Raw genomic sequence first — 24948 nt, 5'->3', positions numbered from 1 at the left:
CTGAATGATGGCCTGCGCGCCGTCCACCTGTAGCCGCGCCTGAACGCCGGTGAGGCCGCCGAACCAGGCCATATCCACATCGCCGGTGCGGAAGGCGTTGACGACGGCCGCGTAATCCGTCACCGGCCTATAAACTACGTCAACGCCGAGTTGCGCCTTCAAGTAGTCCGAGACCGTGCCATACAGGCGATTGAGCTTCTCCGGGTCTTGGTCGGGAATGGCCGAAATGACGAAGGGGACTGCGGGCGCCTGGGATTGAGCCGCCGGACCGGCGACGGGCGGCGCGGCACAGGCCGCAAGCGCGACCGCCGCGCACAAAGCGATGGCGACAAACGTTTTTGAAGATCGAAACATCGTTACTCCTTTCTACAAGCAATTCGGGTGTCAACACAAAGGGCAGCGCGTCCCTGCGCCAAAACACCCCCACTGCCTGCGAAGGAGTTACGACGTGTTCATGCGTTCCACGGCAAGGCTGGAGGCGGTGATGGCGACAGAGTCGCACGAGCGGCGCAACACGCGCGCCGTAAAGTGGCAGGTTCAGCGATAGCGCATCTGTTTCAACAGCATCCCCTTCACCTCCTTTCGGTCATCTGCCTTGCCGAATGCTCGGCATGATAACGCATCTGCGCAGGCTTGTTTCTTCGAATGTTTCGTGGTTTCTTCTTTTTGCCCGTATGCTCAGCACTGGGATTGATCCCAGCGCGACTGAGGCGAATACCGCTGCGGACCAGTCCGCGCTCCCTCGTTTTGAAATGCACCCCTTGTTAAGTCGCCTATCGGGTAAGATGGTGGTGTGACGATTGCCCGAAAGATCAAGTTGACGTCGCTCGCGTCGTGCGCGGGTTGAGCCGGCAAGCTGAGTCCCGAGACTCTGGCCGCCGTGTTGCGTCCGCTTCAGAATCGTTTTCGGCCTGAAGACCATCCCGATCTGTTGATCGGCCTCGGCCAACCGGACGATGCTGCTGTGTATCGTCTGTCGGATCAACACGCCATCGTCCAGACGGTGGACTTCTTCACGCCGGTCGTGGATGACCCGTATGCCTACGGCGCGATTGCCGCGGCTAATGCCATGAGCGACGTGTACGCCATGGGCGGCGAGGTGCTCTTTGCGCTCAACATCGCCGCGCTGCCGGACGATCTGCCCGCCGAGGTCGTGAGCGAGATCTTGCGCGGCGGGGCGGATAAGGTGGCCGAGGCCGGCACCGTCATTGCCGGCGGCCATACCATCAAAGACAAAGAGCCGAAATACGGCCTGTGCGTCACCGGCATTGTCAATCCGGCGGAGATGATGGCCAAAGGCGGCGCGAAGCCGGGCGATGTGCTCGTGCTGACCAAGCCGCTCGGCGTCGGCGTGGTGACCACGGCCATCAAGCGCGACTTGGCCGATCCGGCGCACGTGGACGCTGCGGTGACCAGCATGTTGCGCCTGAATCGCAATGCCGCGCGCGCGGCGCGCAAGGTGGGCGCTCGTGGCGGCACCGACATCACCGGCTTCGGCTTGCTGGGTCACGCGCTGGAGATGGCCAACGGCGCCGGCGTCGGCTTTCGCTTCTCGTGGAACGCGCTGCCCTTCCTGCCCGGTGCGCTGGAATACGGCCAGGATTGGGTGTTCCCTGGCGGCGCAGCAACCAATGAAGCGACTTACCGCCATCAGGTGCAGTTCGATCCCGCGTTGGAAAGCTGGCAACGTATGATGATCTTCGACCCGGAGACCAGCGGCGGCCTGCTCATCGCTGTTGCCGCGTCGAAGGCCGATGCGCTGGTGCACGAGCTCCAGGCCGATGGCGACGAAGCCTTCATCATCGGTGAGGTGGTCGAGGGCAGCGGTATCCTCGTGACGAGGTGATAGGCCTTGCGTGACTTTCTGCTTACTCTCAGCGTATTGCCGGATGTTCTCGCTGTATGCCGGCTCGATCCGACGGCGACCATCCCCGATTGGGCAATAGGTGAAGGTTTCTTCTCGGTCACGCGCACGGCCGATGAGCTGTCCATCGTGTGTCGTGAGGCCCACGTGCCCGGCGACGTGGTGTGCGAGCGCGGCTGGCGCGTCCTCAAACTCCACGGGCCGTTCGACTTTGGACAGGTCGGCATCCTCGTCTCGGTGGTCAGCCCGCTGGCCGAAGCGGGCATCGCCATCTTCGTCATCTCGACCTACGACACCGATTACGTGTTGGTGAAGGCGGCCCAACTGGAGTCCGCCGTCGCAGCGCTTACCCGATCCGGCCATGCAGTGGAGGCCGCCCGCGACAGCGAGGTGATCGCGGTCAAGTGCGCGTGGCGATTGCCGGATGACGCGCGCATCCACGCCGCCTTCGACGCCGAAGTGGTCGAGTATGACGAGCGGCAGGATCGTTGGCTGGTACGGCTGACCGGCGTGCGATCCACCGACGCACCGGCCGAGGCGCGTGCGCTGGTCGAAGCGCAAGCCGGCAAGTGGGCCTATGTGCCCAGCGAAGCGCGCCGGTTGGGGCTGACGCTGCTGCTGAAATATGAGACACTTACCGGCAGGATTCGATTCTTCTACGCGGCCGACCCGCGTGAACGGAGGTGAAGGGATGCCAACGGCAAAAGCTCAAGCCAAGCGCACGACACCGCGCAAGCGCAAGCAGTCCGGCAAGCCGGCGTTTCAAATCACCTACGCCAACTTAAGCAGCGCGCTGAGCGATCCCGACCTGCTGGCGCGGTTCGACAAAGCGTTCGCCAAGGTGCGCGCCAACATCGGCGAACATGCGCGTACCTATCCAATGTTCATCGGCGGCGTGGAGCGCTTCGCCGCCGTGCAGTTCGCCAAAACCACGCCGATTGATACCAGTCTGACCCTCGGCTACTTCCAGAGGGGCGACGCGCAGGACGCGCAAGCCGCCATCGCCGCAGCGAAGGCCGCCTTTCCGGCCTGGAGCGGCACGCCATGGAAGCGCCGCGTGGCGATGATGCGCAAGGTCGCCGCGCTGATCAACCGTCGGCTGTTCGACATCGCCGCCTGGGTCAGCCTCGAGGTGGGCAAGAGCCGCGCCGAAGCCATCGGCGACGTGAAGGAAACTGCCGATCTGATTGATTACTACTGCAACCAGATGGAGGTCAACGCCGGCTTCGAGAAGCCGCTGTTGCCGGAGGGCGGCGTGGGCACATCGCGCAGCGTGCTCAAGCCCTATGGCGTGTGGGCCGTGGTGTCGCCGTTCAACTTTCCGATGGCGCTGACGGGCGGACCGGCCGGCGCGGCGCTCATCGCCGGCAACACCGTGGTGATCAAGCCGGCCAGCGATACGCCCATGGCGAGCTGGCTGCTGACCGAGTGCCTGCGCGACGCCGGCCTGCCGGCGGGCGTCTTCAACTACGTCACCGGCCCCGGCAGCGTGGTAGGCGAGGAGCTGGTCAACAACCCCGATGTCGCCGGCATGACGTTCACCGGCTCGTTCGACGTCGGGTTCAGCCTGATCCAACGCTTCAGCCAGCGCATGCCGCGCCCGCTGATCGCCGAGATGGGCGGCAAGAACGCGGTGATCGTGAGCGACAAGGCCGATTTGGAGAAGGCCGCCGAAGGCGTGGTGCGCGCCGCGTTCGGCCTGAGCGGACAGAAGTGCAGCGCGACCAGCCGGGTGTATGTGCATCGCGCGGTGAAAGAGCCTTTCGTGGACCTGCTGAAGCGCAAGACCGAAGCGCTGAAGGTGGGGGACCCGACGCAGGCCGGCGTGTTCACCGGGCCGGTGTGCAACCGCGGTGGCTACCAGACCTTCCAGCGCGCCGTCGAACAGGCGCAGCGCGACGGCGGCATCTTCGTCACCGGTGGCCGCGTGCTCACCGAGGGCGAGCTGGCCAGGGGCTTCTTCTGCGCGCTCACCATCGTAGATGGCCTGCCCCTGGATCATCCGCTGTTCTGCGAGGAGCTGTTTACGCCGTTCCTGCTGGTGGCGGCCGTGGACTCGCTGGAGCAGGCGATGGCCGAAGCGAACAAGGTGCAGTATGGCCTAACGGCGGGGTTCTTCAGCAAAGATCGCAAGGAGATCAAGTATTTCCTCGATCACATCCAGGCCGGCACGGTGTACGTGAACCGCGAGCGCGGCGCGACCACCGGCGCGTGGCCGGGCAACCAGAGCTTCGGCGGGTGGAAGGCCAGCGGCAACACCGGGCGCGGCGCCGGCGGGCCATATTACCTGCAGCAATACATGCGCGAGCAGAGCCAGACGGTGTTCTAGAGCCCTTTGCAGATCCATTTACCCCTGCTTCGACAGGCTCAGCGTGCCCTTCAACCCGGCAGTGCACCCTGAGCTTGTCGAAGGGGTGTTCACCCATTCGGTATACGCCGTTTCGTTGCCGTTCGGCCCTGAGTCTTCGTAAATCGTCTCGCTAGAGGGTTAGGGGTCTCAGGCGCGGCGATAGCGCATGAACACAACGCCGGTAGGTGTGAACGACGACTCCACGAGCCTGAGGTCAACACGTTTGCCCTCCGGGAAGAGCTTCTTGCCGCTGCCCAGTGAGATCGGGTAGACGTGCAAGTCTATCTCGTCCACCAGATCGTTTTCGAGCAGTGTGTGCGCCAGCACGCTGCTACCGTCCAATAGGATGTTCTTGCCCGGTCGTGCCTTGAGCTTGCGAATCTCTTCGACCACGTTGTCGCGAATGAGGGTGGAGTTGCGCCACAGCGACGGCGATTCGAGCGTGGTCGAGACCACGACCTTCGACATGGCATTCATTGCATCAGCAAATGGATCGCCCGCCATCTGCTCGAACGCACTGCCGTGAATCTGCCACGTCTTACGTCCCAGCAGCAGCGTGTCGGCCTGACTGAATACCTGGTCGAAGTGCGCGCCGATGTCGTCGTGCCAATACGGGATCGTCCAGCCGCCGTGGGCGAAACCACCGTCGGTGTCTTCGTCCTTTCCGCCCGGCGCCTGGATCACGCCGTCGAGTGAGATGAACTCGTGAATAACGAGGTCTCGCATCAAGCCTCCTGTAATTCTGCGTATTCTGGTGATCAGCGATTCATCACTGTTACCAGTTTTGCTTGAGAATCGTGTCCATGAATGCCTTGCTATTCAAACTATCCGGCCAACACGCTCGTGGTCGCCGTCGTTCAGATGAATTTTCATAGGCGACTCCACACGCTCAGCCAACCTCCAGTCGAATCGTCACCACATCGCCTTCTCGAAGCTGCTCTGCTTTACGCACACTGTTCTTGATGGGCACCAGAAAGCGGCCGTCTTTGGGAAAGAGCGACGTCGTGAACGCGGTTTCGCCGATCCGAACGCGCGCGGGGATCACGCCCCACCCGTACGTCACGGCCTTCTGGATGGCTTTCAAGTCTTGGCTCTCGTGCTCCGGCACGGCGATGAAGTAGTGCGGGGCCGGGCCGCGCCAGTGGAAGACGCGACCGCTGAACTCCAGGTGTAGCTGCATAGCCTTTGAAAGCGCTGGCTCATCCTTCTCTCAACGCAAAGCGATCAGGGTGCGCGAAGAGATAGCCCCAACCATCTACCTCTGGCGTGGCGACGCCCAGGCCGGCCAGGATGGTGGTGATGTTGGTGCGGTGCTCGATGCCGTGGTTGATGACTTGGATGAACAGATGTCGCGCCTGATACTCGATGAACCGGCTTCCTTCTTCCTCGCGCACCATCTGGGTCGGTGAGACATGCTGGACGACATAGAGCAGCGCGGCGGCCACCTGCTCGGCAAAGGCGGCAATATCATCTATCGAAGGTTTGTCTTCCCACCGGAAGGGTGGTTGGGGTCGCCGGCCGGTGATTCGACCGATGTAGTCCGCCTCGGCCCGGATCATGTGCCCCAAAGTGTCGTAGATGCTGCCATACGTCCCGGGTGCGGTGGCGTCGAGTTGGCCGGCGTCGAGCCTCTGGCAGACAGCAATGATCTGCGTGTTGGCCCAGTTGTTGTAGCGGATGAGTTCGACGAGCGTGGGTTCGGGTTGGAATTCCATTGTGTCCTCTCCTGTTCGCGCCAACCCGGCGCGGATATCTGGTCATGAGCCGACATCACCAGCGTGACTTGAAAACAGGGCACGCCCCGCCCTTTTTGATGAAACTGCCTGGATTAGGTATCTCCTTTCTTCCTTCGCTTCTTCGCTTGTGAACGCACACTATCCTGCTTGACCCGCAACTTCACGATTCTGGCGATCAAGGCATAGGGAATCGGCTCGTCGAGTGGAAACCGCAAGTTGCCCTTTGGGCCGGCATACACGGACGCCGCTTTCTCGAGCTTTGCATCTCCTCTCACCGGCGGAAAGAGGCCGATGTGTTTTCTGAATGCGGCGAAGTAGACCAGGATGCCATGCTGCCGGAACGCCGGCATGCGATAGCTGATGACTTCCTGCGCGTCCGGTGCGGCCTTGCGAATCGTCGCCCGGATCTTCTGCAGAATGGCTTGAATGTCCGGTGGGAAGCTGGCGATGTATTCGTCAATCGTCGCCGGCGGCTTAGTGGTTGATTGATCTGCTTGCATCACATCTCCTCATGCCATGATTGTGGCGTTCCAAGTCTGCGACCACAGCACAACGCCCCAAACCGCCCCATCCGCGCCTAGCCCCGGTCGAAGCGCCAGCGGGTCGGGCTGAACGTTTCGTTCGCGCCAAAGCCAAAGACCGTCTCCGGTGTAACCTCATAGACTTCGTAGGGTGGCAACCCGGCGGTCGGCGCGCCATACTCGGCCTCGAATGCGCCGTCGCGCACAGTGACGTGCCAGTCGTATTTGGCGGCATAGGCCTCTGCCACGCGCCGGAGCTTGGCGTCGTCTTGCACGCGCGTCGCCGTGCCCTCCACCACCATGTGCGCCTCGTCGTCCGCAGTCGTGATGGCACAATGCGGATCGTGGATGAGGTTCTTGCGCTTGCGCGTGCCTGCGCCTGCGGCGAAGTACAGCGCGCCGTCGAGCCACACCGCCAGCACAGGCCGCACATGTGGCCGGCCATCGGGGCGCACCGTGACCAACCAATACAATTGGCCTTCTATCACATGCCGGCGACCCTCCGCCCATGGCGTCGGCGCTGGATACTCGACGCTGGCGGGCAACTTCTCGGCTACGGGTTGCCGTTCACTCATCTTCTCCTCCATACTCCTCCATCCGCGCTCAGACCTTTGCTCTGCCCGCCCATCACATCAAGTGCTTCACGGTGTTCGCGATGGTGCGCCAGCGAGCCTTGCAAAACGGCGATCAACGCGTAGCCCTCGATCCACGCATATCTATCAACCGCCAACAGATCATCCTCCGGAATTTGTTCTGACAAGGCTATGAGGTGGAGAAAGCCGTCGCGCCAACGCCGATGAACCTCCGGCCATGCCATATCGCGATTGCGTTCGTAGATGCGGGCGTTGAACCGCTCGCGATGCGCCTCCGATTCCGGATCATGCCCGGCCAGCCAGTCGGGCATGGCCGGCTCACCGTTGTGGAGCGCCGCTTCCATGCGGGCGATGGACACCTGCTGCCACGCCCACAGATGCCCAAGCACGTCTTTGATGGACCAGGTCGAAGGCGGATGCGGCGTTGTGATCTGCGCCTCGCTCATGCCGACGAGCAGCGCTTCCCAGCGATTGAATTCATCGCGAAGCGATTTGAGAATATCGTGCTTGTCGTTCATGCTTCCGAAGCAGGTCTACACCGCAAGCCAGCCAATCTCCCTTTCTCCGGGTTGATCCTGGGATTATTCTTCAGCCTTTCCACAACCGTGCGTATTTCTTGCGGTATTTGGGATCACCTTCTGTCTCGATCAACGCCAGCGCCGTGGCTTTGACTGTCTCATCCTGCGTCGCGTCATACACGTTGCGCAGGCTCTGGGCGATGTCGTAACGGATCAGAGTGCGGTTCTTTTCCTCAGCGCAGTCCTCGAAGCGGCGTGCAAGCCCATCTACCAGCAGTGCGCGCTGCTGCGGGCCAACCACACCCACCTTCCACAGCGCCTGCAGGCAGTGTCGTGCCGTGACGAAGCGCTCGTCCCGGGTCACGGCCAGCAATTTGTCGAAATCTTTCAGCATGCGCTGCTGCGGATCGCTCTTGGCCAGGTTGCACAACACCTGCGCCGCGATCGCGCGGTTGTGGTTGTCGGCGTGGCCCAGGTTAGCCACGACCTCGTCCCACACGTCATAGGCCCAGCTCACGGGCTTGTCTGTTGCATCGAGGATGGCGATGTAGGCTGTGTTTTGAGCCGCGCGGTCTTGTGACCACAGGTCGTCAAAACGCTTTCGCGTGACCTCATCCATATGGTTTTGACTCACCGATTCACCATTACACCAAGCCGTAGGCACGATGAATGTCAAACTCGTAGATCAGCCGCCCCTCCTCGGCCATCGCGCGCCGGAAGTCCTCTGAGTCCATCTCACCGCCAAACCAACTGAGCGGGCCCATTGGACGGTTTTGCATGATGCGGAACAGGCGTTCGCTCAAGGCCGGCACATCCGGCCCTTCGATCAGGCGCACGCGCGTCTCCAGCGTCAGGTAGCTCCAGGTGTTGTCGAACACAAACAGGGTGCAGTTGGGATTTTTGCGCAGGCGTTTGGTGCGAGCGCGATCCTGCGTGCCGCTGCTCCATACCTTGCCGTCCACCATCGCGATGCCCACCCGCACGGCGCGGGCGATGCCATCGTCGCCAACCGTGATCATGGCCGCGGCGCGGCTCTTCTCCAGAAAGGCGATTTGTTTCTCGTCGAGGGTCATAATCATCCTCCTGCCATCGCCCCGACCACCATGAACGGCTCTTTGCCTTGCACCACGTCGTCGGGCAAGGGCGCGTCGGGCGGCTCGTGCGACCAATCCTGACCGCAGGCGAAGAACCGCACGAACGCCCGGCGCTGTTGCGACCCTTGGTCGCGAATCGTCCCGCGCAGCACCGGATAGCGCGCTTCGAGCGCATCCAGGATCGCGCGCGGGGTGACCAGCGCTTCGACGCGCAGTTCGACTTCGCGACCGACGCCGGCCAGCGTGCGCAGGTGTTGGGGCAGGATCACTATGATCATCGGGACATCGGCCTAGCACATCTGTCCGCCTTACATACGCACATAGCGCAAGTGTGTGGCCTTTGGAGTATCAAGAACCTTGTCAATTCGAAAGCTTGGCAGAGGTTCGTGCAGGTTCTCGAAGAGCCTTCTGCCGCCGCCGAACAGCACGGGTACCAAAGCAATTTCAAGCTCGTCAATGAGGCCCAGGTTCAAGTACTGCTGGATCACATCCGCACCGCCCGCGATGCGGATATCGCGACCGCCCGCAGCTTCACGCGCCTGCTCCAGCGCGCGCTCCGGGCCATCGTTGACGAAGTAGAAGGTCGTCCCGCCGGGGCGGACCCAGGGTTCGCGCTTCTCGTGGGTGAGGACGAATACCGGCGTGTGAAACGGTGCTTCCTCTGGCCAGCCGCGCTCGCCGCCATCGAACATGCGCTTGCCCATGATGTGGACGCCGGTGCGCTCTGCAGTGTGGCGAAGCATGTCATTGACCGGACCGGTCTCTCCGCCGGGGCCAAGCTTGAGATTGTGGCGGAAGTACTGCTGATCGAAGATCCAGCCCATCAGCGCGCTCCACTTCGCGCCCCAGTTCTTGAACTCGGGCTCGTCCCAATGCTCCATAGTCATCCCTTCCGGCGCCATGTAGCCATCAAGGCTGAGGGCGATGTTGACGAATACCTTGCTCATCCCTTTCCTCTCCCGACTCCAGATAGCTACGCCAACGTCTGCACTTCCACCGAATACACCGACGGCAGGTCGCGCGCGATGGTCGTCCAATGGTCACCGCCGTCCGGCGAGCAGTACACCTGCCCGCCGGTGGTGCCGAAGTAGACGCCACAGGGGTCGAGCGCATCCACCGCCATTGCGTCGCGCAGCACGTTGACGTAGCAGTCGCGCTGTGGCAGGCCGTTCGTCAGCGCTTCCCATGCGCCTCCCCCCGTCCGGCTGCGGTAGACGCGCAACTTGCCTTCGGGCGGGAAGTGCTCGCTGTCGCTCTTGATCGGCACGACGTAGATCGTCTCCGGCTCGTGCGCGTGCACGGCGATCGGGAAGCCGAAGTCGCTGGGCAGATTGCCGCTGACCTCGCGCCACATCTCGCCGGCGTCGTCGCTGCGCATCACGTCCCAATGCTTTTGCATGAACAACACGCCGGGGCGCGATGGATGCATGGCCATGCCATGCACGCAATGGCCGACCTCGGCTGCCGGGCCGGGGAGCTCATACGGCGACTTCAGCCCCTGGTTGATCGGCCGCCACGTCTGCCCGCCATCGTCGGTGCGAAACGCGCCGGCGGCAGAAATGGCGACGAAGATACGATCCGGGTTGCTGGGATCAAGCAGGATGGTGTGCAGACACATGCCGCCCGCGCCGGGCTGCCACAGGTTGCCCTTCACCTCGCGCAGGCCGGGCAACTCGCGCCAGGTCTGCCCGCCGTCGGTGGATTTGAACAGCGCCGCATCCTCGACGCCGGCGTAGACCGTGTCGGGGTCAGTGAGCGACGGCTCGAGATGCCACACGCGCTTGAACTCCCACGGGTGCTGCGTGCCGTCGTACCACTGGTGCGTGCCGGGCGTGCCCTCGTACCTGAACTCGTTGCCCATCGGCGTCCACGTCCGGCCGCCATCATCCGAGCGCTGGATCAGTTGGCCGAACCAGCCGGTGGACTGCGAGGCGTAGATGCGATCCGGATTCACAGGCGATCCCTTGAGATGGTAGATCTCCCAGCCGGGGAAAAGCGGACCGCTGACGTCCCACGTCTGGCGTTTCGCATCCGATGTGAAAATGAACGCGCCCTTGCGCGTGCCGACGAGCACTCTAACACTGCTCATGCTGCCTCCTACTTCGTTGGGATAGATAACCGGACGACTTGTGACCCGCGGTGACGCAAGAATCGCTCACGATGCATCATGGCCCTCCGTCAAGGTCAACTGCCATGACACGCCGTATTTGTCGTTCAGCCAGCAAAACTTCTTGCTAAAGGGGTATTCATCCAAGGGCATCAGCACCTGGCCGCCTTCGGACAGCTTGGTATACACAGCGTCAATCTCGGCCTCGCTGGCGCAACGCACGAACAGCGATATGGATGGCGTAAAGTTGAACGCGTGTCCCGCGCTGCTGTCCATGGCCATGAACTCCTGGCCGTTTAGGGTGAAGACGGCATGCTCCACGCTGCCCTCGGCTTCGCCCCAGTCGTTCGGGCCGCGGCGTTGTATGTGGACAATTTCAGAATTCTCGAACAGCGAGGTGTACAGCGTGATCGCTTCCTCGGCTTGGCCGGCGACAGGGCCGACGAACATGAGAAAGGTCGTTACTTTTTGCATCATTTACCTTTGCGCTTCTTGGCGTCTTTGTCGTGCGGCCTGCTGGTCAGCCGGCAACTTGTCTTGGTGGGCGACCGCGTCCGCGTCAATCCTTGGCGGCGCGTAGCGTAACAGAACCACGCCGGACGTGATCGTCGGCACTTGCTGCCACAGCCGAGCATATTCGCGTTCAACTGCCGAGCTGCCGGGATTGGTGTCCGCGGTTTCCCAGTAGCGCATCATCTCATAGAGCCGCCGACCGTACAGGTGGACGCCGGCCTCGCGTTCGACCTCGTTGAAATGTTGGTGAAGCGCTTCGTCGGGCGTGGCCCAGTCGAACATCCCATCCGGCCCCTCGATGTAGCCGTCGAGCGAGACGAGCATGGAGTAGATGACCTTCCTCAAGTTGGGCTCCGATTTTTCACGAACGCTTTCGCGAGTATGGGGGGCGGGTTGGATGGTGTTGATGGGCGCCGGAAGGGCGCGAACGTTCGAACCGTGGGCTTGTGAAGCTCGGCATCAGCGGCGGCGCAGCGCCGTCTGCTGCAAGCCGTTGTTAGGCCGCAGGCTTCTAGCCACGAACCGCTGTTTCAATTGCGGCGATGTCGATCTTCTTCTGTTTCATCATCGCCGCTATTGCCTTGGCCGCCACATTCTTGTCCGCATGCAGCGTCAATTCCGTCAACCGCTTCGGGAAAATCTGCCACGACACTCCGTAGCGGTCTTTCAGCCAGCCGCAGGGGCCTTCCTCGCCACCATTTGCGGTCAGCGCAGCCCAGAGCCTATCGGTCTCGGCCTGGTCGGCTGTCTCAACCGAAATGGACACTGCCTCAGTCAGCGTGAAATACGGTCCAGCATCGAGAATCTGATAGGGCACTCCGCCCAGCGAGAAGTTGATTATCGTGGAACTGCCATATCCGGGATTATCGACAACAGAGGTTTCCTCGACCCGGCTACCTGGAATCAGCGAACAGTAGAATTCTGCTGCCTCGAGCCCACGCCCGTCGCGGAACCAGAGGCAGGTGCGGATAGAGTAGGACACAGTGCTATTCCTCCTAAGCGCCGACCGATTACTGCGGTCTAAGCATTCCAATGTGCTGCAATGGTAGAACAAATGTTCGGATTTGTTAATCCTCTTATGGTTGAGTTCCATTCGGCATTTCTGCCAGGGTGTCCTCGCAGTTCCTTCTAGGGGCGTGATAAAGTGGCCGGCGGCATGCAGCGATTGACGCATCACGCCTTGGCCTACTACCAGTTCGCGGCGTTGCGCGCGGCGAACGTCAATCATGGCGTCTTCACCCGACTTGGTGGTGTGAGCGAAGCCCCGTGGGCCTCATTGAACATGAGCTGCAGCACCGGTGACGCCGCCGAGCCGGTGCGCGAAAACCGCCGACGCGCGCTCGACGCGCTGGGCTTGGCGCCGGAGCGGTCGCTCACCTCGTGGCTGGTGCACGGCAACCATGTGCGCGTGGTCTCGCGCGACGATCTGCGCATTGTTGGCGCGAACGACGTGCGCGCCGACGCCATGGTGACGCGCGACCGCGGGCTGGCGCTCACGCTGCGCTTTGCCGATTGCGCGCCGGTGCTGTTCTACGATCCGCTGAAGGGCGCAATCGGCATCGCCCATGCCGGCTGGCGGGGCATCGTCAACGGTGTGTTGATCGAGACGGTGCGCGCGATGCAGCGGGCGTTCGGCTCGCGCCCGCAGGACATCATCGCCGGCATCGGTCCGTGCATCGGCCCCGACAAGTTCGAGGTGGATGAAGCGGTGGCTGCGCAGATCCAGGCGGCCGTGCGCGCTTCGGTTGTTCTCAGGGGGGGGGACGGGAAGACAAGCGGACAAGGGAAAGAGCACGCCTCCCCTTCGTTCCCCGGCCAGCCCATCACCAGCAAACAAAAGCCTCATGTGGACCTCTGGGCCGCCGCGCGCTCGCAGCTCGAAGACGCCGGCGTGGGTTGCATCGAGGTCGCGGCGATCTGCACGGCCAACAACACACACGAATGGTTCAGCCACCGCGCCGAGCAGGGCCGGACCGGCCGCTTTGGCGTCATCGTCGCGCTCGATTGAGCATTCTACGAAGCGCCATCTTCACTCGCCGTAGATCTCAGATGGATCCACGGGCGTGAGCCGAGGGATGAAGCGCGGCACGGCCTTCACGTAGCGCTCGTATTGCGCGCCGAAGCGCTGGCGCAGCTCGCGCTCCTCCAGCCGCAGTTGCATGGCCAATTGCGCGATGTAGATGACGAGCGTCAAGGCCAGGAACCCATTCTGCGTGAGCAGCGCCGTGCTGGCAATCAACGTCATGTCGGTGACGTAGAGCGGGTTGCGCACGTAGCGATACGGGCCGGAGACCACCAGGCGCTGCGGCACGTCGTAGCGCTCGGCCATCTCGCCCGGCGGAAAGAGCGCCGGCACGAACAGCAGGCGCTTCCAGCCCATCTGTCCGGCCGCCCACACGCCGATCAAGACCGAGATGAACACGCCCGCGCCGCCGAGTGCCTGTAGCCAGACCGGGCCGGCCCACGTCCAGTTCAGCCACACCGGCGCGAAGGCGATCAGCAACAGCGATGTGCCGATCCACATCAGCCCGACCTCGACGAGATACCAGCCGATCAAGCCACGTTGCTTCACCCACGCGCGCCAGCGTTCGAGCATTGGATACGTGAACAAGTCAATCACCACCATGCCCAGGTAGAACGCGGCCACGTAGATCGGCAGCAGCGTCCAGCGGCCGATCAGCGCATCGCCGACGACGCAGACGACGAACGACAGCAGCCACAGCCACGACGGGCCGTGATGCCACTGCGCGCGAGCAGAAGATGTTTCTGGAGACGTACGACGCACAGCCATATCCGCCATTGTAAGGAACGCGCATCAGGGAACAAGCGCGCGCCGCAACTCGTCGTAGATCGGCAGCGGCTCGAGCGACGGGGTGACGAAAGTGAAGTGGTCGCGGTAGCCGCGCGCGGGCGCCGGCAGCTTGAACACCCAGAACGCGACGCAGCGCACCCACGGCCAGTGGGCCTGAGCATAGTCGAGCGCGCGGATCGTGAAGTCAATGCGCTGCGCCGGCGTCACGCCGTTCACCCAGTTCACGTCGTCGTTCCAGCCGGCCTCGGTGATGTAGACGGGCGAATCGTCGCCGTGGGCCAGCATGATCGCGCGCAGCAGCTCGACGCGCCGAAAGTTGATCGCCTCCGGCGCGGGGGCCGCTTCTGGCGGTATCGTCGCGCCGTAGGTGTGCGCGGCGAGCGCGTCCCACGGGCGACGGGAGCCGGCGAGCGCGATATACATCTCCTCCAGATACACCAGATCGCTGAGCGCCACGTCGCGGTTGCGCTCGATGGTGGGCGCAAGCGCGCCGGCCAGCACGACGGCATCCGGGTTGGCCCGCTTGATGGCGGGATAGACGACGCGCAGCATCTCCACATAGGCCGCCGAGTCCACGCGGCGCATGCCCCATTCGTTTTGCAGATTCGGCTCGTTCCAGATAATGAAATGCGCAATGCGGCCCTTGAAGTGTGCCGCGAAGGCAGCCGCGAAGTCGGCGAACGCGCTGTAGTGCTGGGGGTCCAGATGGGTGAACGTGGTGCCCGGCGGGCGTGCCCATTCGGGCGTAAAGCCCAAGCGGGCGATCACCGTCAGCCCTTGCCGGTTGGCGTGATCCACGATGCGATCTGCGTTGGCGAAGTCGCGCCGCCCCTGCGCCTTCTCGTAGTAGGCCCAAGGGAAGAATTCGACAATCCACGGCGCGCCCATCTCTCGCACCATCTCCAATCCCCTTTTGATCTTCCAGGCTTCGGCTTCCTCGACGAAGCGCGTGTGCAAGCCGGCCAGCGCGTTGCGCGTGGCGACGCGCTGTTGTGGGCCGAGCGTGACCAGCAACTGCGGCGGGCGCACCTGCAACAGCAGCCAGGCCAACACGACGAACGCGAGGAGCGGGATGAGGCGATGGAGGGGCATGGAGCGTTGGTAACTAATCTCCAATCTCCAATCTCCCATAAGAATTGCCAATAACAAATTACGAATTACCATCTCCGGCATGGAATACGAACTCGAATTGATCGCCGATTATGCCTGCGAGTGCGGCGAAGGGCCGTTGTGGCATCCGATGGAGAAACGCGTGTACTGGCTGGACATCGAAAACCCGCGCATGTTCTGGTATGAGCCGGCGACCGGCCGGCATGCGCAGTTCGATGTCGGCCGCGTGGTCGGTGGCTTCACCATCCAGGCCGATGGGGCGCTGCTGTTGTTCATGGATCGCGGCTCGGTCGCGACGTGGAAGAACGGCAAGCTGCGCACGATCATCGAGGAGTTGCCGGAAGAACGCGAGACGCGCTTCAATGACGTGTTCGCCGATTCGCGCGGCCGGGTGTTTTGCGGCACGATGCCCACCCGCGACCGGCCAGGCCGGCTGTATCGCCTCGACCGCGACGGCTCGATTCACAAGCTGCTCGACGGCATCAGTTGCTCGAACGGCATGGGGCTGACGCTCGATCGCAAATGCTTGTACTACACTGATAGTAAGGCGTATGCGATCTATCTGTTCGACTACGATGAAGCAACAGGCCAGTTGAGCAACCAGCGCATCTTCGTCAAGCATGGGCCGGAAGATGGCCTGCCGGACGGCATGACGGTAGATGCCCAGGGCAACGTGTGGTCGGCCCACTGGGACAGTAGTTGTCTGATCCGCTACGACCGCAACGGTAAAGAGACGCTGCGCATCCCCTTCCCGGCCAGGAAGGTGTCGTCGGTGATCTTCGGCGGCGATGATTATCGCGACATGTATGTCACCACCGCGGGCGGGAACAACAAGGCAGAAGAGGGACAGGGCGCCGGCGCGCTGTTCCGCTTGCGCATCTCCGGCGTGCGCGGCTTGCCGGAGTATCTCTCGCGCATTCTGCTGTAGTCACGGCGCAGGCGGCAGCGCTGTGGTGGACTGCAGCGTGAATTCCTCGCCGTAGATGATCTCGACGCCGCCTAGCGAGAGCACGTCGCCGGCTTCGAGCGTGCACTGTTGGATCGGATAGCCGTTCAGGCGTGTGCCGCCGCTGCTGTTCAAGTCCACGGCCAGGAAGCGTGCCAAGTCGTTCTGCCAGCGCAGCTCGAGGTGGTGGCGCGACACGCGCCGGTCGTCCACGATCACGTGGTTGTCGTGCGCCCGACCGATGCGCACGAGCGTGGAAGTCAGGCTGATCTGCCGCTGTCCGTCTACGATGAGAAAGGGACGGCGTGGCAGCGACACGGCCAGCGCTGGCGTGGCCGAGGTATCGGCCTGCATCAGATTAGGCGCAATCCAGCGCGCCTTCACCTGCAAGCGATGCGGCGCCACGTGCGGCGCGCCCCACAATAGCACGCGCGGCGGCGCGTCCAGCCGTAGCCCCATCTGCAGCATGATCTGTCGCGCCTGCTCGGAGAGTTCGTCGGCCAGGCGCGGCCGGGCGGCTTCGAGCGCGCGCAAGTCGCCGTCGTTCAGCGTCACCCAGAAGTGGTTCGGGATGATTGGCGCGCCGGCACCGGCCTGCGCATCCTCGATGGCGCGGACGATGGCGCGCAGCACTTCGCTCGCTTCCAGCTTGCCCCCAAGGGCACGCGCCAGCGACGCTTCGATCAACTGTTGGGCGAGGTCTTCAAAGCGGTGCATGTGTCGCAGGAATGATTATTGATGCTTGGCGATTAATGGGATTGTAGCTTGACTGAATCGGCCTCGGCTACCAATTACCGGCGATCGGCGATCAGAAACCAACCACAATGACCGGCGACCCGCCACAATCGCATATCATTGCCCGCATGGAATCGAACGAGGCGGTTGCCGCGCTGCCGCACGTCGGCCGTGTTGCGCTAGGACTGTTGCGCAGCATGCGCCCCAAACAGTGGACGAAGAACATCTTCATCTTCGCGGCGCTCGTGTTCGACGGCAAGCTCTTCCAGCCTGGCCCACTCATCAACACGCTCATCGGCTTCACCGTGTTGTGTTTGTTGTCGTCGGCGGTGTATCTGATCAACGACTGCGCCGACGTGAACGCGGACCGTGCCCATCCGACCAAGCGCAATCGCCCCATCGCGCGCGGCGATTTGCCGATCCCGTTCGCCGTTGCGTGGGCAGCCCTGCTGACCGTTGTATCACTCGCCGTCGCGTTTGCCGTGAATCTCGCGTTCGGCGCCATCGCGCTGGCATATCTGGCGATGTCCACACTCTACACATTCAGGATCAAGCATGTCGTGATCCTGGATGTGATCTTCCTGGCCGCCGGCTTCGTCTTACGCGTGGCGGCCGGCACGCCCCTCGTGGATGCCGAGCGTTTCTCGCCGTGGCTCTATACCTGCATGGCGCTGCTTGCGCTGTTGATCGGTTTCGGCAAGCGGCGCGCCGAGCTGGTTGAGCTGGGTGGGCGCTCCGCAACGCGCGCTTCGCTCGATCATTACTCCTTACCTTTGCTCGACCAGATTATCGCGATCGTCACCGGCGCGCTGATCGTGTCATACACCTTCTATACGTTTTTTGCGCCACAGTTGCCGCCCAACCACACCATGATGCTGACCATACCCTTCGTGGTGTATGCCCTGTTCCGTTACTTGTATCTCGTGCACGCGAAAGGCGAAGGCGGCGCACCCGACGAACTGGCGCTGAAAGATCGCCCATTGCAGGTCACGTTTGTGCTGTGGGCATTGGCCGCGATCGCCGTGCTCTATACGGGCTAGGTGGGAGCGGCCGAATGGTTGCGCCGCGTCAGATGCCCAGCGCATCGCGTATCGCGAGCGGCGAATCGCCGATGATGCCGTGCACGCCGCTCGTAGCAGCGCGAACGATGTCGGCGCGCGTGTTGACCGTCCACGTGTTCACCCGTTTGCCTTGCGCCTTCAACCTCGCCACGAACTCCGGCGTGATGAGGCCGATATCGGGGTGGCGAAACTCGTGCGGCGCGAGCGGCGCCAGCCACACCTCGCGCAGGTAGGCTGGCATGGCGTGGTGATACAAGATGCCGCGTGGGATATCGGGCGCCAATTGCGCCAGCCGGCGCACCGCCAGCGGGTTGAACGAGGAGAACAACACGCGATCTTCGCAGCCGTGTCGCCGGACTACCTCGACCACCAATCGCTCCAGCCCATCGAACGGCGCGGCATCGTTTTTGACCTCGATGTTCAGCAGGAAGGGGCGAGATGCGCCGGCAGTGGCGATGATCACTTCATCGAGCGTCGGGATGCGCTCGCCGTTGCCTGCGTCCAGCCTGCGCAGTGCGGCCAGCGATAGGGCGCGCACCCGGCCCTCGCCGTCCGTCGTGCGGTTCACCGTGTCGTCATGGATGACGACCACTTCGCCGGTCGCGCAACGCATCACGTCCAGCTCGATGCCATCCGCCCCCTGTGCCACGGCCAGCACGAACGCGGCCAGGGTGTTCTCCGGCGCGTGCGCGCTCGCGCCGCGGTGGCCGATGATGAGTGGACGATCTATCGGATTCAGCCAATGGTTCATCGCCGGCATTCTACGCTCGTGGCGCGTGGTCGCACCCAACAGCGCGCGGGTAAGATTGATGCGATGGCCGAACTCGTCGTCCCCGAAGATGGGATGACCCTCACCCGCGACACCGTGCTGCGGCCGGGCGTGTACTACCTGCCAAACGGGCTGTGCATCGCCAAAGATGGCGTGATGCTGGACGGCAACGGCGCGCTGATCATCGGCGACGACTTCAAGGGGCGCGGCGTGCAGGTGGATCAGCGCGTCAGCGTGACGGTCAAGAACTTGCGCGTCGAGCGCTTCTATCACGGCATCTGGGTGAACGCCAGCGCCGGCGTGCATATCCTGAACAACTGCGTGACGCGCACGCATGAGTTGCCCTCGCCGGACACCTTTCTGGACGTGTGGCTGCCGCGCGAGCAGGCCTACGGCGGCGGCATCTTTCTCTCTGGCGTCATAGACTCGTTTGTCGTCGGCAACGACGTGCGCCACCAGCAAAACGGCATCTTGCTCTACGGGTGCAACCGCGTTGAGGTTGCCCACAACGACGCTTCGCACAACAGCGGCTACGGCATTTTGCTGTTCGAGTCGTCCGAGAACCTCATCGAGGACAACACGGCCGATTTCTGCTGCCGGGTGTATACCGCCGGCTCCGACGGCGAACGCTACCACAACGGTGCCGACGCCGCCGCGTTGGTGATCATGTGCAACTCGTCCAGGAACATTATCCGCAATAACCGGCTGCGCAGCAGCGGCGACGGGGTGTTCCTCGGCGGCTTTCACAAAGACCAGGTCAAAGTGCCTTGTAACGACAACCTCTTCGAGAACAACGACGGCAGCTTTAGCCCGAACATCGCCTTCGAGGCGACGTTCTCGCAGCGCAACCTCTTTCGCAACAACCGCGCCGAAAACTGCGCCTATGGGTTCTGGCTGGGCTGGTCGAGCGAGACGACCGTCGAGGGGAATTCGATCAAGGGCAATCGCATCGCTGGCGTGGCGATCGAGCATGGCCATCACAACACCATCACCGGCAATATCTTTGAGCGCAACGGCGCAGGTGTGCAGCTCTGGGTGAACGCCGACGCCCAGCGCCGAACTGAACTGTTCCGCGAGTTCTACCCCGAGTGTGCCGACAGCTATGAGACGCACATCGTCGGCAACACATTCGTTCACAACGACTTCGCCATCCGCGCCTGGACCGAGCGTGACGCGCGTTATGCCGGCCCGCGCTGCCACCACTTCAACGTCCATGGCAATAAGCTGCTCGACAACCGCGTCGGCGTGCAGTTCGAGCGCGTGCGCGATAGCCTGATCCAAGACAACGAGATCCGCGCCAACCTCGAAGCCGGCATCAAGCTGATCGGCTGCCGGGATATCAACGTGAGCAGCAATGAGATGGACTGAGCAATGATTGATGACGACTTCCGACTCCCCACTCCCGCCCTCTGACTTCTGGCTTCTGACCTCTGCCCCCTGCCCCCTGTCCCCTACACAAACCGCGCCTCGCTCAAGCCGCGCAGGCGTTCGGCAGCTTGTTCCGGCGTGATGTCGCGCTGGGGCTGCGCCAGCATCTCGTAGCCCACCATGAACTTGCGCACCGTGGCGCTGCGCAACAGCGGCGGGTAGAAGTGCAGATGCATCTGCCATTCCTCGTGCGGCTCGCCGTCGTAGGGCGCTTGGTGCACCCCCATCGTATAGGGGAAGGCGACCTCGAATAGGTTGTCGTAGCGCGTAGTCATGCGCTTGAGCGCGTCGGCCAACGCGTCGCGCTCCGGCTCGGTCAGCTCGACCATCCGGCGCGTATGTCGCTTTGGCACGATCATTGTCTCGAACGGCCAAATCGCCCAGAACGGGACGAGGCAGACGAAGTGGGCGTTCTCGAAGATAATGCGCTCGCCGGCCTGTCGCTCGATCTCCAGGTAATCGAGCAAGAGCGGCAGGCTGGACGGTGAAGCTCCCAGTTGCTTCATATCCTCTTGCCCCGCCGTCTCCCCATCGCGGCCGCGCCGGCCCGTCAGATAGCGCAACTGCCCGCGCGTCTCTTTCACGATCTCGGTGGGGATGTGGCGCGTGGCCCACAGTTGGCCGTGCGGATGTGGGTTGCTCGCGCCCATGATTTCCCCCTTGTTCTCGAAGAGCTGAATGTAGGCGATGTCGTCGCGCGCGCCAAGTTCCTCGCACTGCGTCACCCAGGCATCCACCACAGCGCGGATCTGGGCAACCGGCAGCTCGGCCAGCGTCAAGTCGTGGCGCGGGGAGAAGCAAATCACGCGGCAGATGCCGGTTTCCAACTGTGAACGGAGGATGGAGGGCGGGGAGGCTGGCGCTTCGACGCTGAGCGCTGCGCGCGGCGCCTCCAGGAGGGCGGGGAAGTCGTTGTCGAACACATAGACGCCGGTGTATGGCGGGTTGATTGCGCCGTTGGCGCGCGTGTTGCCCGGACACAGGTAGCACGCCGGATCGTATTCGGGCCGACGCGCCTGCGTCCCTTTCTCCACTGCGCCCAGCCACGGGCGCGTCGCGCGCTGTGGCGAGACCAGAATCCACTCGTCGGTGAGTGGGTTGTAACGACGATGCGGCAGCGACCGATCCATGCGCTGCATTGTCGCGCAGCCCTTCGGGCAGACAAGCCGGCTTGCCTGCTATCTCGGTTGGAAATCGTCTCCCAGGATGACCAGCGCGTCGAGCGGGCTGTTGGGGTCGGAGATGGTGGCCACGCTCGTCAACGTCAATCCCAGCTCGGTGGCCAGTCGCTGCGCCATGTCCGGCTTGCCCCGATAGTCCACGATGACCGTGCGTGCGTAACGCACAGGCGCATTGGCGATGTTCGCAACGATGACCCCGCGACTTTCGAGGTAGGCCTTTGTCCTGGCTGCCAGCCCTGCGCGCAGCGTGCCGTTCTGGATGGCGACGCGCATGAGGCCGATCGAGGCCGGCGCCTCTGTCTGCGCTGAGGCCAGCGGGTGGTAGAACCGTTCGCGCAGCTCGCGCACCCGCTCGCGGATCGGGATGAGGACGCTGCCGCCCTGTGGCGTTGTCCATGGCTGCGCCGCCGTCTCGTCAATGGCTACGCGCGCGATGCGGTCATCGGGGATGTCCTTGGCCATCAGGGCGAGCTGGACGATCTCGACCGGGTTCAGGTCGGTCTGGATGGCGTTGCTGAGCGCCTGGAGGATTTGCGGAATCTGTGGCAGCACTTTTGTGGCGACGTCGGTTGTGCGCAGCTTTTCGCGCAGGGCGAGCACGATCTGTTGTTGTCGGCGCATGCGGTCGAAGTCGCTCGCGCCATGTCGCGTGCGCGCGTACTTCAGAGCCGTGCGTCCGTCCAGCACATGCCAGCCGGCCGGTAAGGTGAATGGCGCGTAGCCGTAGGCGTCGTCGGGATAAGTCGCATCGTAGATGTCGCGATCGTTGTAAATCTCGACGCCGCCCAAGAGGTCAACCAGCGCGATGAGCGCCGTGAAGTTCACGCGCGCGTAGTGATGGATCGGGATGCCGAGGTTGTATTCCACTGCGCGCATCGCATACTCTGGTCCGCCGTAGACGTGCGCTGTGTTGATGCGATCTTGCCCGCGGTCCGGCAACGGCACATACAGGTCTCGCGGGATGCTCAGGATGCCGGCCGTGCGCTCGAGCGGATCGAGCGTCAGCAAGATGAGTGTGTCGGCGCGGGCGGAATTGGGGTCTTCGCCAGGCCGCTGGTCTATGCCTAGCAGCAACACGGTGATGCGCTCCTGGCCTTGCCATACCCCAATCTCCGACAGGTCGAGGGGCGGCGATTCGGCGCCGCCGTTGACCACTTGCTCCATGCGCTGCGTCAAATCGTTGGCCGCGCGCAAGGCCAGCCAGCCGACCGTCGGCAGCACGAACAACGCGATCCCTGCGACGATGAGGATGGCAATCCCATTTAAGCGTCTGCGCCGTCGTGGAGAAGATGGGTTCGGGATCATAGCCGGGTCAGGGCGGATGATGCGCCGTTCGGCGGGCCATTCTACGCAAAATCTTTTGCGCTCTCGATGGCCAGGGCGGCGAGATGTAATGACCCCGCGATGCAGATGACATCGTTGCGCGCCGCGCGCGCGAGCGTTTGCCGAACGGCTGATGCAACCGCTGATGCAGTAAACGCGCGGGGAACGGCTGGGCCCTGCTGCGCGTCACTTGGGGGATGAGACGAATCGAGCCTTTGCCATGTGGCGAGGAGTTGCTCGGCCGACACGGCGCGGTGCGTATTCATGTCGGTGAACGTCAGGGAGATGGCGACGCGCGCGGCTTCCTGGAGGATGCCGCGCGTGTCCTTATCGCGCAGCGCGCCGATGATGAAGTGGATGCGGCGGCCGGGGAAGTACTCCTGGAGCGAGGCGCACAGTTGGCTCATCGAGTATGGCGTGTGCGCGCCGTCGGCGATGATAAGCGGGTCGCGGTGCAGCACTTGGAACCGCCCTGGCCAACGCAGGCCGGCGAACCCCCGCCGGAGGTCGGCGCTGTTGATGCGATAGTCCCGCGCGCGCAGCACGCGCAGCGCGGTGATCGCGGTCGCCGCATTTTCGAGCTGGAAGCGGCCTAACAATGGACAGAACAGCAGCGCGTGGCCGTCCGCCTCAGCGGAGGTTGCGTCGGCGCATGCGTCCCGCATCTGGACGCGCAACCACTGCCCGCTCTCACTGGCAGTCGCCCCGATGTGGATGCCGGCGCACGTCACCGAGCAGCACGCCTCGGCGAAGTAGAGCCTTTCGAGGCTGCCCAGCCGGCGCGCCTCACCCCAGAGGACGCGCGTGACCTCCTCCGCCTGTGGCGCGATCACCCCGGCGCTGTCGGCGCGCAGGACGCCGGCTTTGGCATACGCGATCTCCGCCAGCGTGCGGCCCAGCATCTGCGTATGCTCGAGGCTGATGTTGGTGATGACCGAGATGATCGGTTCGGCTAAGTTGACGGCGTCGTGCCGTCCGCCGATGCCGATTTCCATCACTGCAATGTCCACCCCTTGCGCCTCGAACCAGTGATAGGCCATGGCGGTGAACGCTTCGAAGCGCGTCGGCAAGCCCAGTGCGGGGCGGTCCCAGGTGTTGACGATGTGCGCGATCTGCGCGGCGTATGTGGCGAACTGCGCTTCGGACATCTGCGTTGGCTGTGCGTGTTGGCTGACGATGAAGCGCTCCAGCGGCGAGAGCAGGTGCGGGCCGGTGAAGACGCCGACGCGGTAGCCGGCGGCGCTCAGCGCCGCCGAGAGCATCATGGCGGTGCTGCCCTTGCCCTTCGACCCGGCGATGAGGACGCATCGTCGGGTCGCCGTCGGGGCGCCCCCCAGCCGTTCGAGCAAGTGGCGCGCCCGGGCAATGCCATGCTGGAAAGCGTAGGTGTGCGTGTGTTGCGGGGTACCCACGCGATCTAACCCGTGGATGTATGCGACGGCGGACGAGAAGTCCATGACGAAGACAGGCGCAGGGCCGCTGCGGCTTACTTCCAGGGATTTGTGGAGCGGATGTTTAAATCGGCGGCCAAGGGATGTTGCGGTCGAAGCGATTTGGGCTGGGGAAGTGCTTGAGCTGGATCAAACCGTCCAGTCGCCTGGCGAACGCGCAAACCTCCGCGTCGTCCAGCAACTTGTGCAGGGCCTTGCTCAGAGGCTGGGCCGGCTGGAGCTGGGCGCGCAGGCGTTTGAGATCCTCCAGCATGGGGGGCTTGATCGGTTGACCGGCGAAGTCCCAGATCACTGTGCGCAGCTTGTAATCGGCATTGAAGGTGATGCCGTGATCAATGGCCCACACGTGGCCGTTTTTGTCGCGTAGACAATGGCCGCTCTTGCGGTCGGCGTTGTTGGTGATCAGGTCAAATAGCGCTATGCGCTGGAGTTGTTCGCAGCACGTCGCATCTTCGCGGAAGGTGAAGAAGTGCTGGTCGGCATCGTTGTCTATGAACAACTGTACCGAGCCGAATCCATGGGGGCCGCTGCGCAGCACGGTCGGTGGCACGAGATGCCAACCGAGCGCCTCGCTGACCAAGTAGGCGGCATACTCCCGCAGGCACAGGGTGCCGGTCGGAAAGTCCCACAACGGCGCTTCGCCTCGCCGGGGCTTGTAGACGGCTAAGAGCGAGGCCGGCGCTTTCTCCGTGCGCGGGGTGTCCGGATCTTTGACTTCAACCAGGAAGGTGTAGTTCGATCCCCAAGGCATCAGCCCCAACGATTCCATCTCGCCTTCGCTCAAGATCCGTAGCACCTGTTGCACCGGGAGTGAATCGCTCATCGTTCATCAATCG

The 24948-nt window shown here is 63.1% G+C and carries 30 protein-coding genes; 7 read left to right on the top strand and 23 right to left on the bottom strand.

Features of this window, described 5'->3' with window-relative positions; genetic code table 11:
• Window positions 1-354: PhnD/SsuA/transferrin family substrate-binding protein (locus GXH28_RS11115; protein ID WP_169239096.1), on the bottom strand; the 354-nt coding region annotated here is incomplete at its 3' end.
• 445 nt (window positions 355-799) lie between these two features.
• Between GXH28_RS11115 and selD the strand changes: the two genes are divergently transcribed.
• The 3 genes from selD to GXH28_RS11100 are packed head-to-tail and all read left to right on the top strand — an operon-like array spanning window position 800 to window position 4193.
• Window positions 800-1846 (top strand): selenide, water dikinase SelD, encoded by a 1047-nt coding sequence (gene selD, locus GXH28_RS11110; protein WP_445082650.1) that lies wholly within the window; start codon window positions 800-802, stop codon window positions 1844-1846.
• A 6-nt stretch (window positions 1847-1852) separates the two neighbouring features.
• Window positions 1853-2551 carry an ACT domain-containing protein gene (locus tag GXH28_RS16860; protein WP_169239094.1) on the top strand — a complete coding sequence of 233 codons (699 nt, stop codon included), beginning with the start codon at window positions 1853-1855 and terminating at the stop codon, window positions 2549-2551.
• 4 nt (window positions 2552-2555) lie between these two features.
• Complete coding sequence (locus tag GXH28_RS11100) at window positions 2556-4193, top strand: aldehyde dehydrogenase family protein (RefSeq protein ID WP_169239093.1); 1638 nt, start codon at window positions 2556-2558, stop codon at window positions 4191-4193.
• 168 nt (window positions 4194-4361) lie between these two features.
• Here the strand turns inward: GXH28_RS11100 and GXH28_RS11095 are convergent, their stop codons facing one another.
• The 14 genes from GXH28_RS11095 to GXH28_RS11030 all read right to left on the bottom strand — a co-directional run bounded on the left by GXH28_RS11095 (window position 4362) and on the right by GXH28_RS11030 (window position 12278).
• Window positions 4362-4940 (bottom strand): dihydrofolate reductase family protein, encoded by a 579-nt coding sequence (locus tag GXH28_RS11095; protein WP_169239092.1) that lies wholly within the window; start codon window positions 4938-4940, stop codon window positions 4362-4364.
• Window positions 4941-5103: 163 nt separating this feature from the next.
• The gene (locus tag GXH28_RS11090; RefSeq protein WP_169239091.1) at window positions 5104-5394 is read right to left on the bottom strand and encodes a DUF1905 domain-containing protein; all 291 of its coding nucleotides are present in this window, start codon (window positions 5392-5394) and stop codon (window positions 5104-5106) included.
• A 19-nt stretch (window positions 5395-5413) separates the two neighbouring features.
• Complete coding sequence (locus GXH28_RS11085) at window positions 5414-5929, bottom strand: DinB family protein (RefSeq protein ID WP_169239090.1); 516 nt, start codon at window positions 5927-5929, stop codon at window positions 5414-5416.
• 113 nt (window positions 5930-6042) lie between these two features.
• Window positions 6043-6450, bottom strand: a complete 408-nt coding sequence (locus tag GXH28_RS11080; RefSeq protein ID WP_169239089.1) for an iron chaperone — start codon at window positions 6448-6450, stop codon at window positions 6043-6045.
• A gap of 77 nt (window positions 6451-6527) precedes the next feature.
• Window positions 6528-7046: a pyridoxamine 5'-phosphate oxidase family protein gene (locus GXH28_RS11075; RefSeq protein ID WP_169239088.1), complete on the bottom strand. Its 519-nt coding sequence runs from the start codon at window positions 7044-7046 to the stop codon at window positions 6528-6530.
• Entirely contained in the window at window positions 7043-7582 is a 540-nt protein-coding gene (locus GXH28_RS11070) for a ClbS/DfsB family four-helix bundle protein (RefSeq protein ID WP_169239087.1), read from the bottom strand. The genes GXH28_RS11075 and GXH28_RS11070 overlap by 4 nt, the downstream gene beginning before the upstream one ends.
• Before the next feature lie 70 nt (window positions 7583-7652).
• Window positions 7653-8216: a hypothetical protein gene (locus GXH28_RS11065; RefSeq protein ID WP_320447952.1), complete on the bottom strand. Its 564-nt coding sequence runs from the start codon at window positions 8214-8216 to the stop codon at window positions 7653-7655.
• Window positions 8217-8226: 10 nt separating this feature from the next.
• Window positions 8227-8655 carry a pyridoxamine 5'-phosphate oxidase family protein gene (locus GXH28_RS11060; RefSeq protein WP_169239086.1) on the bottom strand — a complete coding sequence of 143 codons (429 nt, stop codon included), beginning with the start codon at window positions 8653-8655 and terminating at the stop codon, window positions 8227-8229.
• 2 nt (window positions 8656-8657) lie between these two features.
• On the bottom strand, window positions 8658-8954 hold the full coding sequence (locus tag GXH28_RS11055) for a MoaD/ThiS family protein (RefSeq protein WP_169239085.1): 297 nt from the start codon (window positions 8952-8954) through the stop codon (window positions 8658-8660).
• Between the two features lie 30 nt (window positions 8955-8984).
• On the bottom strand, window positions 8985-9623 hold the full coding sequence (locus GXH28_RS11050; protein ID WP_169239084.1) for a dihydrofolate reductase family protein: 639 nt from the start codon (window positions 9621-9623) through the stop codon (window positions 8985-8987).
• Between the two features lie 26 nt (window positions 9624-9649).
• Window positions 9650-10765: a WD40/YVTN/BNR-like repeat-containing protein gene (locus tag GXH28_RS11045; protein WP_169239083.1), complete on the bottom strand. Its 1116-nt coding sequence runs from the start codon at window positions 10763-10765 to the stop codon at window positions 9650-9652.
• A gap of 66 nt (window positions 10766-10831) precedes the next feature.
• Window positions 10832-11260 carry a VOC family protein gene (locus GXH28_RS11040; protein ID WP_169239082.1) on the bottom strand — a complete coding sequence of 143 codons (429 nt, stop codon included), beginning with the start codon at window positions 11258-11260 and terminating at the stop codon, window positions 10832-10834.
• Window positions 11261-11641 carry a dihydrofolate reductase family protein gene (locus GXH28_RS11035; RefSeq protein WP_169239081.1) on the bottom strand — a complete coding sequence of 127 codons (381 nt, stop codon included), beginning with the start codon at window positions 11639-11641 and terminating at the stop codon, window positions 11261-11263.
• A gap of 166 nt (window positions 11642-11807) precedes the next feature.
• Complete coding sequence (locus GXH28_RS11030; protein ID WP_169239080.1) at window positions 11808-12278, bottom strand: VOC family protein; 471 nt, start codon at window positions 12276-12278, stop codon at window positions 11808-11810.
• A gap of 174 nt (window positions 12279-12452) precedes the next feature.
• On the opposite strand from GXH28_RS11030, the gene pgeF reads away from it, so the two are divergent.
• Entirely contained in the window at window positions 12453-13304 is an 852-nt protein-coding gene (gene pgeF / locus GXH28_RS11025) for a peptidoglycan editing factor PgeF (protein ID WP_169239079.1), read from the top strand.
• A 21-nt stretch (window positions 13305-13325) separates the two neighbouring features.
• Here the strand turns inward: pgeF and GXH28_RS11020 are convergent, their stop codons facing one another.
• On the bottom strand, window positions 13326-14087 hold the full coding sequence (locus GXH28_RS11020; RefSeq protein WP_169239078.1) for a methyltransferase family protein: 762 nt from the start codon (window positions 14085-14087) through the stop codon (window positions 13326-13328).
• Between the two features lie 24 nt (window positions 14088-14111).
• Window positions 14112-15200 (bottom strand): hypothetical protein, encoded by a 1089-nt coding sequence (locus tag GXH28_RS11015; RefSeq protein WP_169239077.1) that lies wholly within the window; start codon window positions 15198-15200, stop codon window positions 14112-14114.
• Window positions 15201-15279: 79 nt separating this feature from the next.
• On the opposite strand from GXH28_RS11015, the gene GXH28_RS11010 reads away from it, so the two are divergent.
• Window positions 15280-16146, top strand: a complete 867-nt coding sequence (locus tag GXH28_RS11010; RefSeq protein WP_169239076.1) for an SMP-30/gluconolactonase/LRE family protein — start codon at window positions 15280-15282, stop codon at window positions 16144-16146.
• Here the strand turns inward: GXH28_RS11010 and GXH28_RS11005 are convergent, their stop codons facing one another.
• Window positions 16147-16881 carry an FhaA domain-containing protein gene (locus GXH28_RS11005; RefSeq protein ID WP_169239075.1) on the bottom strand — a complete coding sequence of 245 codons (735 nt, stop codon included), beginning with the start codon at window positions 16879-16881 and terminating at the stop codon, window positions 16147-16149.
• 146 nt (window positions 16882-17027) lie between these two features.
• Here GXH28_RS11005 and GXH28_RS11000 point away from each other — a divergent pair, with 146 nt between their 5' ends.
• Window positions 17028-17939 carry a decaprenyl-phosphate phosphoribosyltransferase gene (locus tag GXH28_RS11000; protein WP_169239074.1) on the top strand — a complete coding sequence of 304 codons (912 nt, stop codon included), beginning with the start codon at window positions 17028-17030 and terminating at the stop codon, window positions 17937-17939.
• Between the two features lie 28 nt (window positions 17940-17967).
• Here GXH28_RS11000 and GXH28_RS10995 read toward each other — a convergent pair whose 3' ends face one another.
• Window positions 17968-18711, bottom strand: coding sequence for a glycerophosphodiester phosphodiesterase (locus tag GXH28_RS10995; RefSeq protein ID WP_169239073.1), 744 nt, complete (start codon window positions 18709-18711; stop codon window positions 17968-17970).
• Window positions 18712-18774: 63 nt separating this feature from the next.
• On the opposite strand from GXH28_RS10995, the gene GXH28_RS10990 reads away from it, so the two are divergent.
• A complete protein-coding gene (locus GXH28_RS10990) occupies window positions 18775-20097 on the top strand; it encodes a right-handed parallel beta-helix repeat-containing protein (protein ID WP_169239072.1) in 1323 nt (440 codons plus the stop codon).
• 83 nt (window positions 20098-20180) lie between these two features.
• On the opposite strand, the gene galT is transcribed toward GXH28_RS10990, so the two are convergent.
• From galT to GXH28_RS10970, 4 genes are read right to left on the bottom strand one after another with little or no spacing between them, the layout of a single operon-like run.
• Window positions 20181-21296 (bottom strand): galactose-1-phosphate uridylyltransferase, encoded by a 1116-nt coding sequence (galT, locus tag GXH28_RS10985; protein WP_169239071.1) that lies wholly within the window; start codon window positions 21294-21296, stop codon window positions 20181-20183.
• Window positions 21297-21335: 39 nt separating this feature from the next.
• Window positions 21336-22643, bottom strand: coding sequence for an LCP family protein (locus GXH28_RS10980; protein WP_169239070.1), 1308 nt, complete (start codon window positions 22641-22643; stop codon window positions 21336-21338).
• Between the two features lie 41 nt (window positions 22644-22684).
• Window positions 22685-24118: a bifunctional folylpolyglutamate synthase/dihydrofolate synthase gene (locus GXH28_RS10975; RefSeq protein WP_169239069.1), complete on the bottom strand. Its 1434-nt coding sequence runs from the start codon at window positions 24116-24118 to the stop codon at window positions 22685-22687.
• 58 nt (window positions 24119-24176) lie between these two features.
• Window positions 24177-24935, bottom strand: coding sequence for an SCO1664 family protein (locus GXH28_RS10970; RefSeq protein WP_169239068.1), 759 nt, complete (start codon window positions 24933-24935; stop codon window positions 24177-24179).
• Between the last annotated feature and the right edge of the window lie 13 nt (window positions 24936-24948).

It is taken from the genome of Candidatus Roseilinea sp. NK_OTU-006 (assembly GCF_012931985.1).
Lineage (GTDB): Bacteria > Chloroflexota > Anaerolineae > J036 > Brachytrichaceae > JAAFGM01.
Note: the sequence above shows the minus strand (reverse complement) of the source record. Positions and strands in the feature narration are given on the sequence as shown.

Coding starts and splice junctions, on each gene's coding strand:
- GXH28_RS11085 (WP_169239090.1), bottom strand. CDS start 5,929: ATGGAATTCCAACCCGAACCCACGCTCGTCGAACTCATCCGCTACAAC.
- GXH28_RS11060 (WP_169239086.1), bottom strand. CDS start 8,655: ATGACCCTCGACGAGAAACAAATCGCCTTTCTGGAGAAGAGCCGCGCC.
- GXH28_RS10975 (WP_169239069.1), bottom strand. CDS start 24,118: ATGGACTTCTCGTCCGCCGTCGCATACATCCACGGGTTAGATCGCGTG.
- GXH28_RS11005 (WP_169239075.1), bottom strand. CDS start 16,881: ATGCACCGCTTTGAAGACCTCGCCCAACAGTTGATCGAAGCGTCGCTG.
- GXH28_RS11080 (WP_169239089.1), bottom strand. CDS start 6,450: ATGCAAGCAGATCAATCAACCACTAAGCCGCCGGCGACGATTGACGAA.
- GXH28_RS10995 (WP_169239073.1), bottom strand. CDS start 18,711: ATGAACCATTGGCTGAATCCGATAGATCGTCCACTCATCATCGGCCAC.
- GXH28_RS11090 (WP_169239091.1), bottom strand. CDS start 5,394: ATGCAGCTACACCTGGAGTTCAGCGGTCGCGTCTTCCACTGGCGCGGC.
- GXH28_RS11010 (WP_169239076.1), top strand. CDS start 15,280: ATGGAATACGAACTCGAATTGATCGCCGATTATGCCTGCGAGTGCGGC.
- galT (WP_169239071.1), bottom strand. CDS start 21,296: ATGCAGCGCATGGATCGGTCGCTGCCGCATCGTCGTTACAACCCACTC.
- GXH28_RS10980 (WP_169239070.1), bottom strand. CDS start 22,643: ATGATCCCGAACCCATCTTCTCCACGACGGCGCAGACGCTTAAATGGG.
- GXH28_RS11075 (WP_169239088.1), bottom strand. CDS start 7,046: ATGAGTGAACGGCAACCCGTAGCCGAGAAGTTGCCCGCCAGCGTCGAG.
- GXH28_RS11015 (WP_169239077.1), bottom strand. CDS start 15,200: ATGCCCCTCCATCGCCTCATCCCGCTCCTCGCGTTCGTCGTGTTGGCC.
- GXH28_RS11100 (WP_169239093.1), top strand. CDS start 2,556: ATGCCAACGGCAAAAGCTCAAGCCAAGCGCACGACACCGCGCAAGCGC.
- GXH28_RS11070 (WP_169239087.1), bottom strand. CDS start 7,582: ATGAACGACAAGCACGATATTCTCAAATCGCTTCGCGATGAATTCAAT.
- GXH28_RS11045 (WP_169239083.1), bottom strand. CDS start 10,765: ATGAGCAGTGTTAGAGTGCTCGTCGGCACGCGCAAGGGCGCGTTCATT.
- GXH28_RS11095 (WP_169239092.1), bottom strand. CDS start 4,940: ATGCGAGACCTCGTTATTCACGAGTTCATCTCACTCGACGGCGTGATC.
- GXH28_RS10970 (WP_169239068.1), bottom strand. CDS start 24,935: ATGAGCGATTCACTCCCGGTGCAACAGGTGCTACGGATCTTGAGCGAA.
- pgeF (WP_169239079.1), top strand. CDS start 12,453: ATGCAGCGATTGACGCATCACGCCTTGGCCTACTACCAGTTCGCGGCG.
- GXH28_RS11055 (WP_169239085.1), bottom strand. CDS start 8,954: ATGATCATAGTGATCCTGCCCCAACACCTGCGCACGCTGGCCGGCGTC.
- GXH28_RS11020 (WP_169239078.1), bottom strand. CDS start 14,087: ATGGCTGTGCGTCGTACGTCTCCAGAAACATCTTCTGCTCGCGCGCAG.
- GXH28_RS11050 (WP_169239084.1), bottom strand. CDS start 9,623: ATGAGCAAGGTATTCGTCAACATCGCCCTCAGCCTTGATGGCTACATG.
- GXH28_RS11040 (WP_169239082.1), bottom strand. CDS start 11,260: ATGATGCAAAAAGTAACGACCTTTCTCATGTTCGTCGGCCCTGTCGCC.
- GXH28_RS10990 (WP_169239072.1), top strand. CDS start 18,775: ATGGCCGAACTCGTCGTCCCCGAAGATGGGATGACCCTCACCCGCGAC.
- GXH28_RS11000 (WP_169239074.1), top strand. CDS start 17,028: ATGGAATCGAACGAGGCGGTTGCCGCGCTGCCGCACGTCGGCCGTGTT.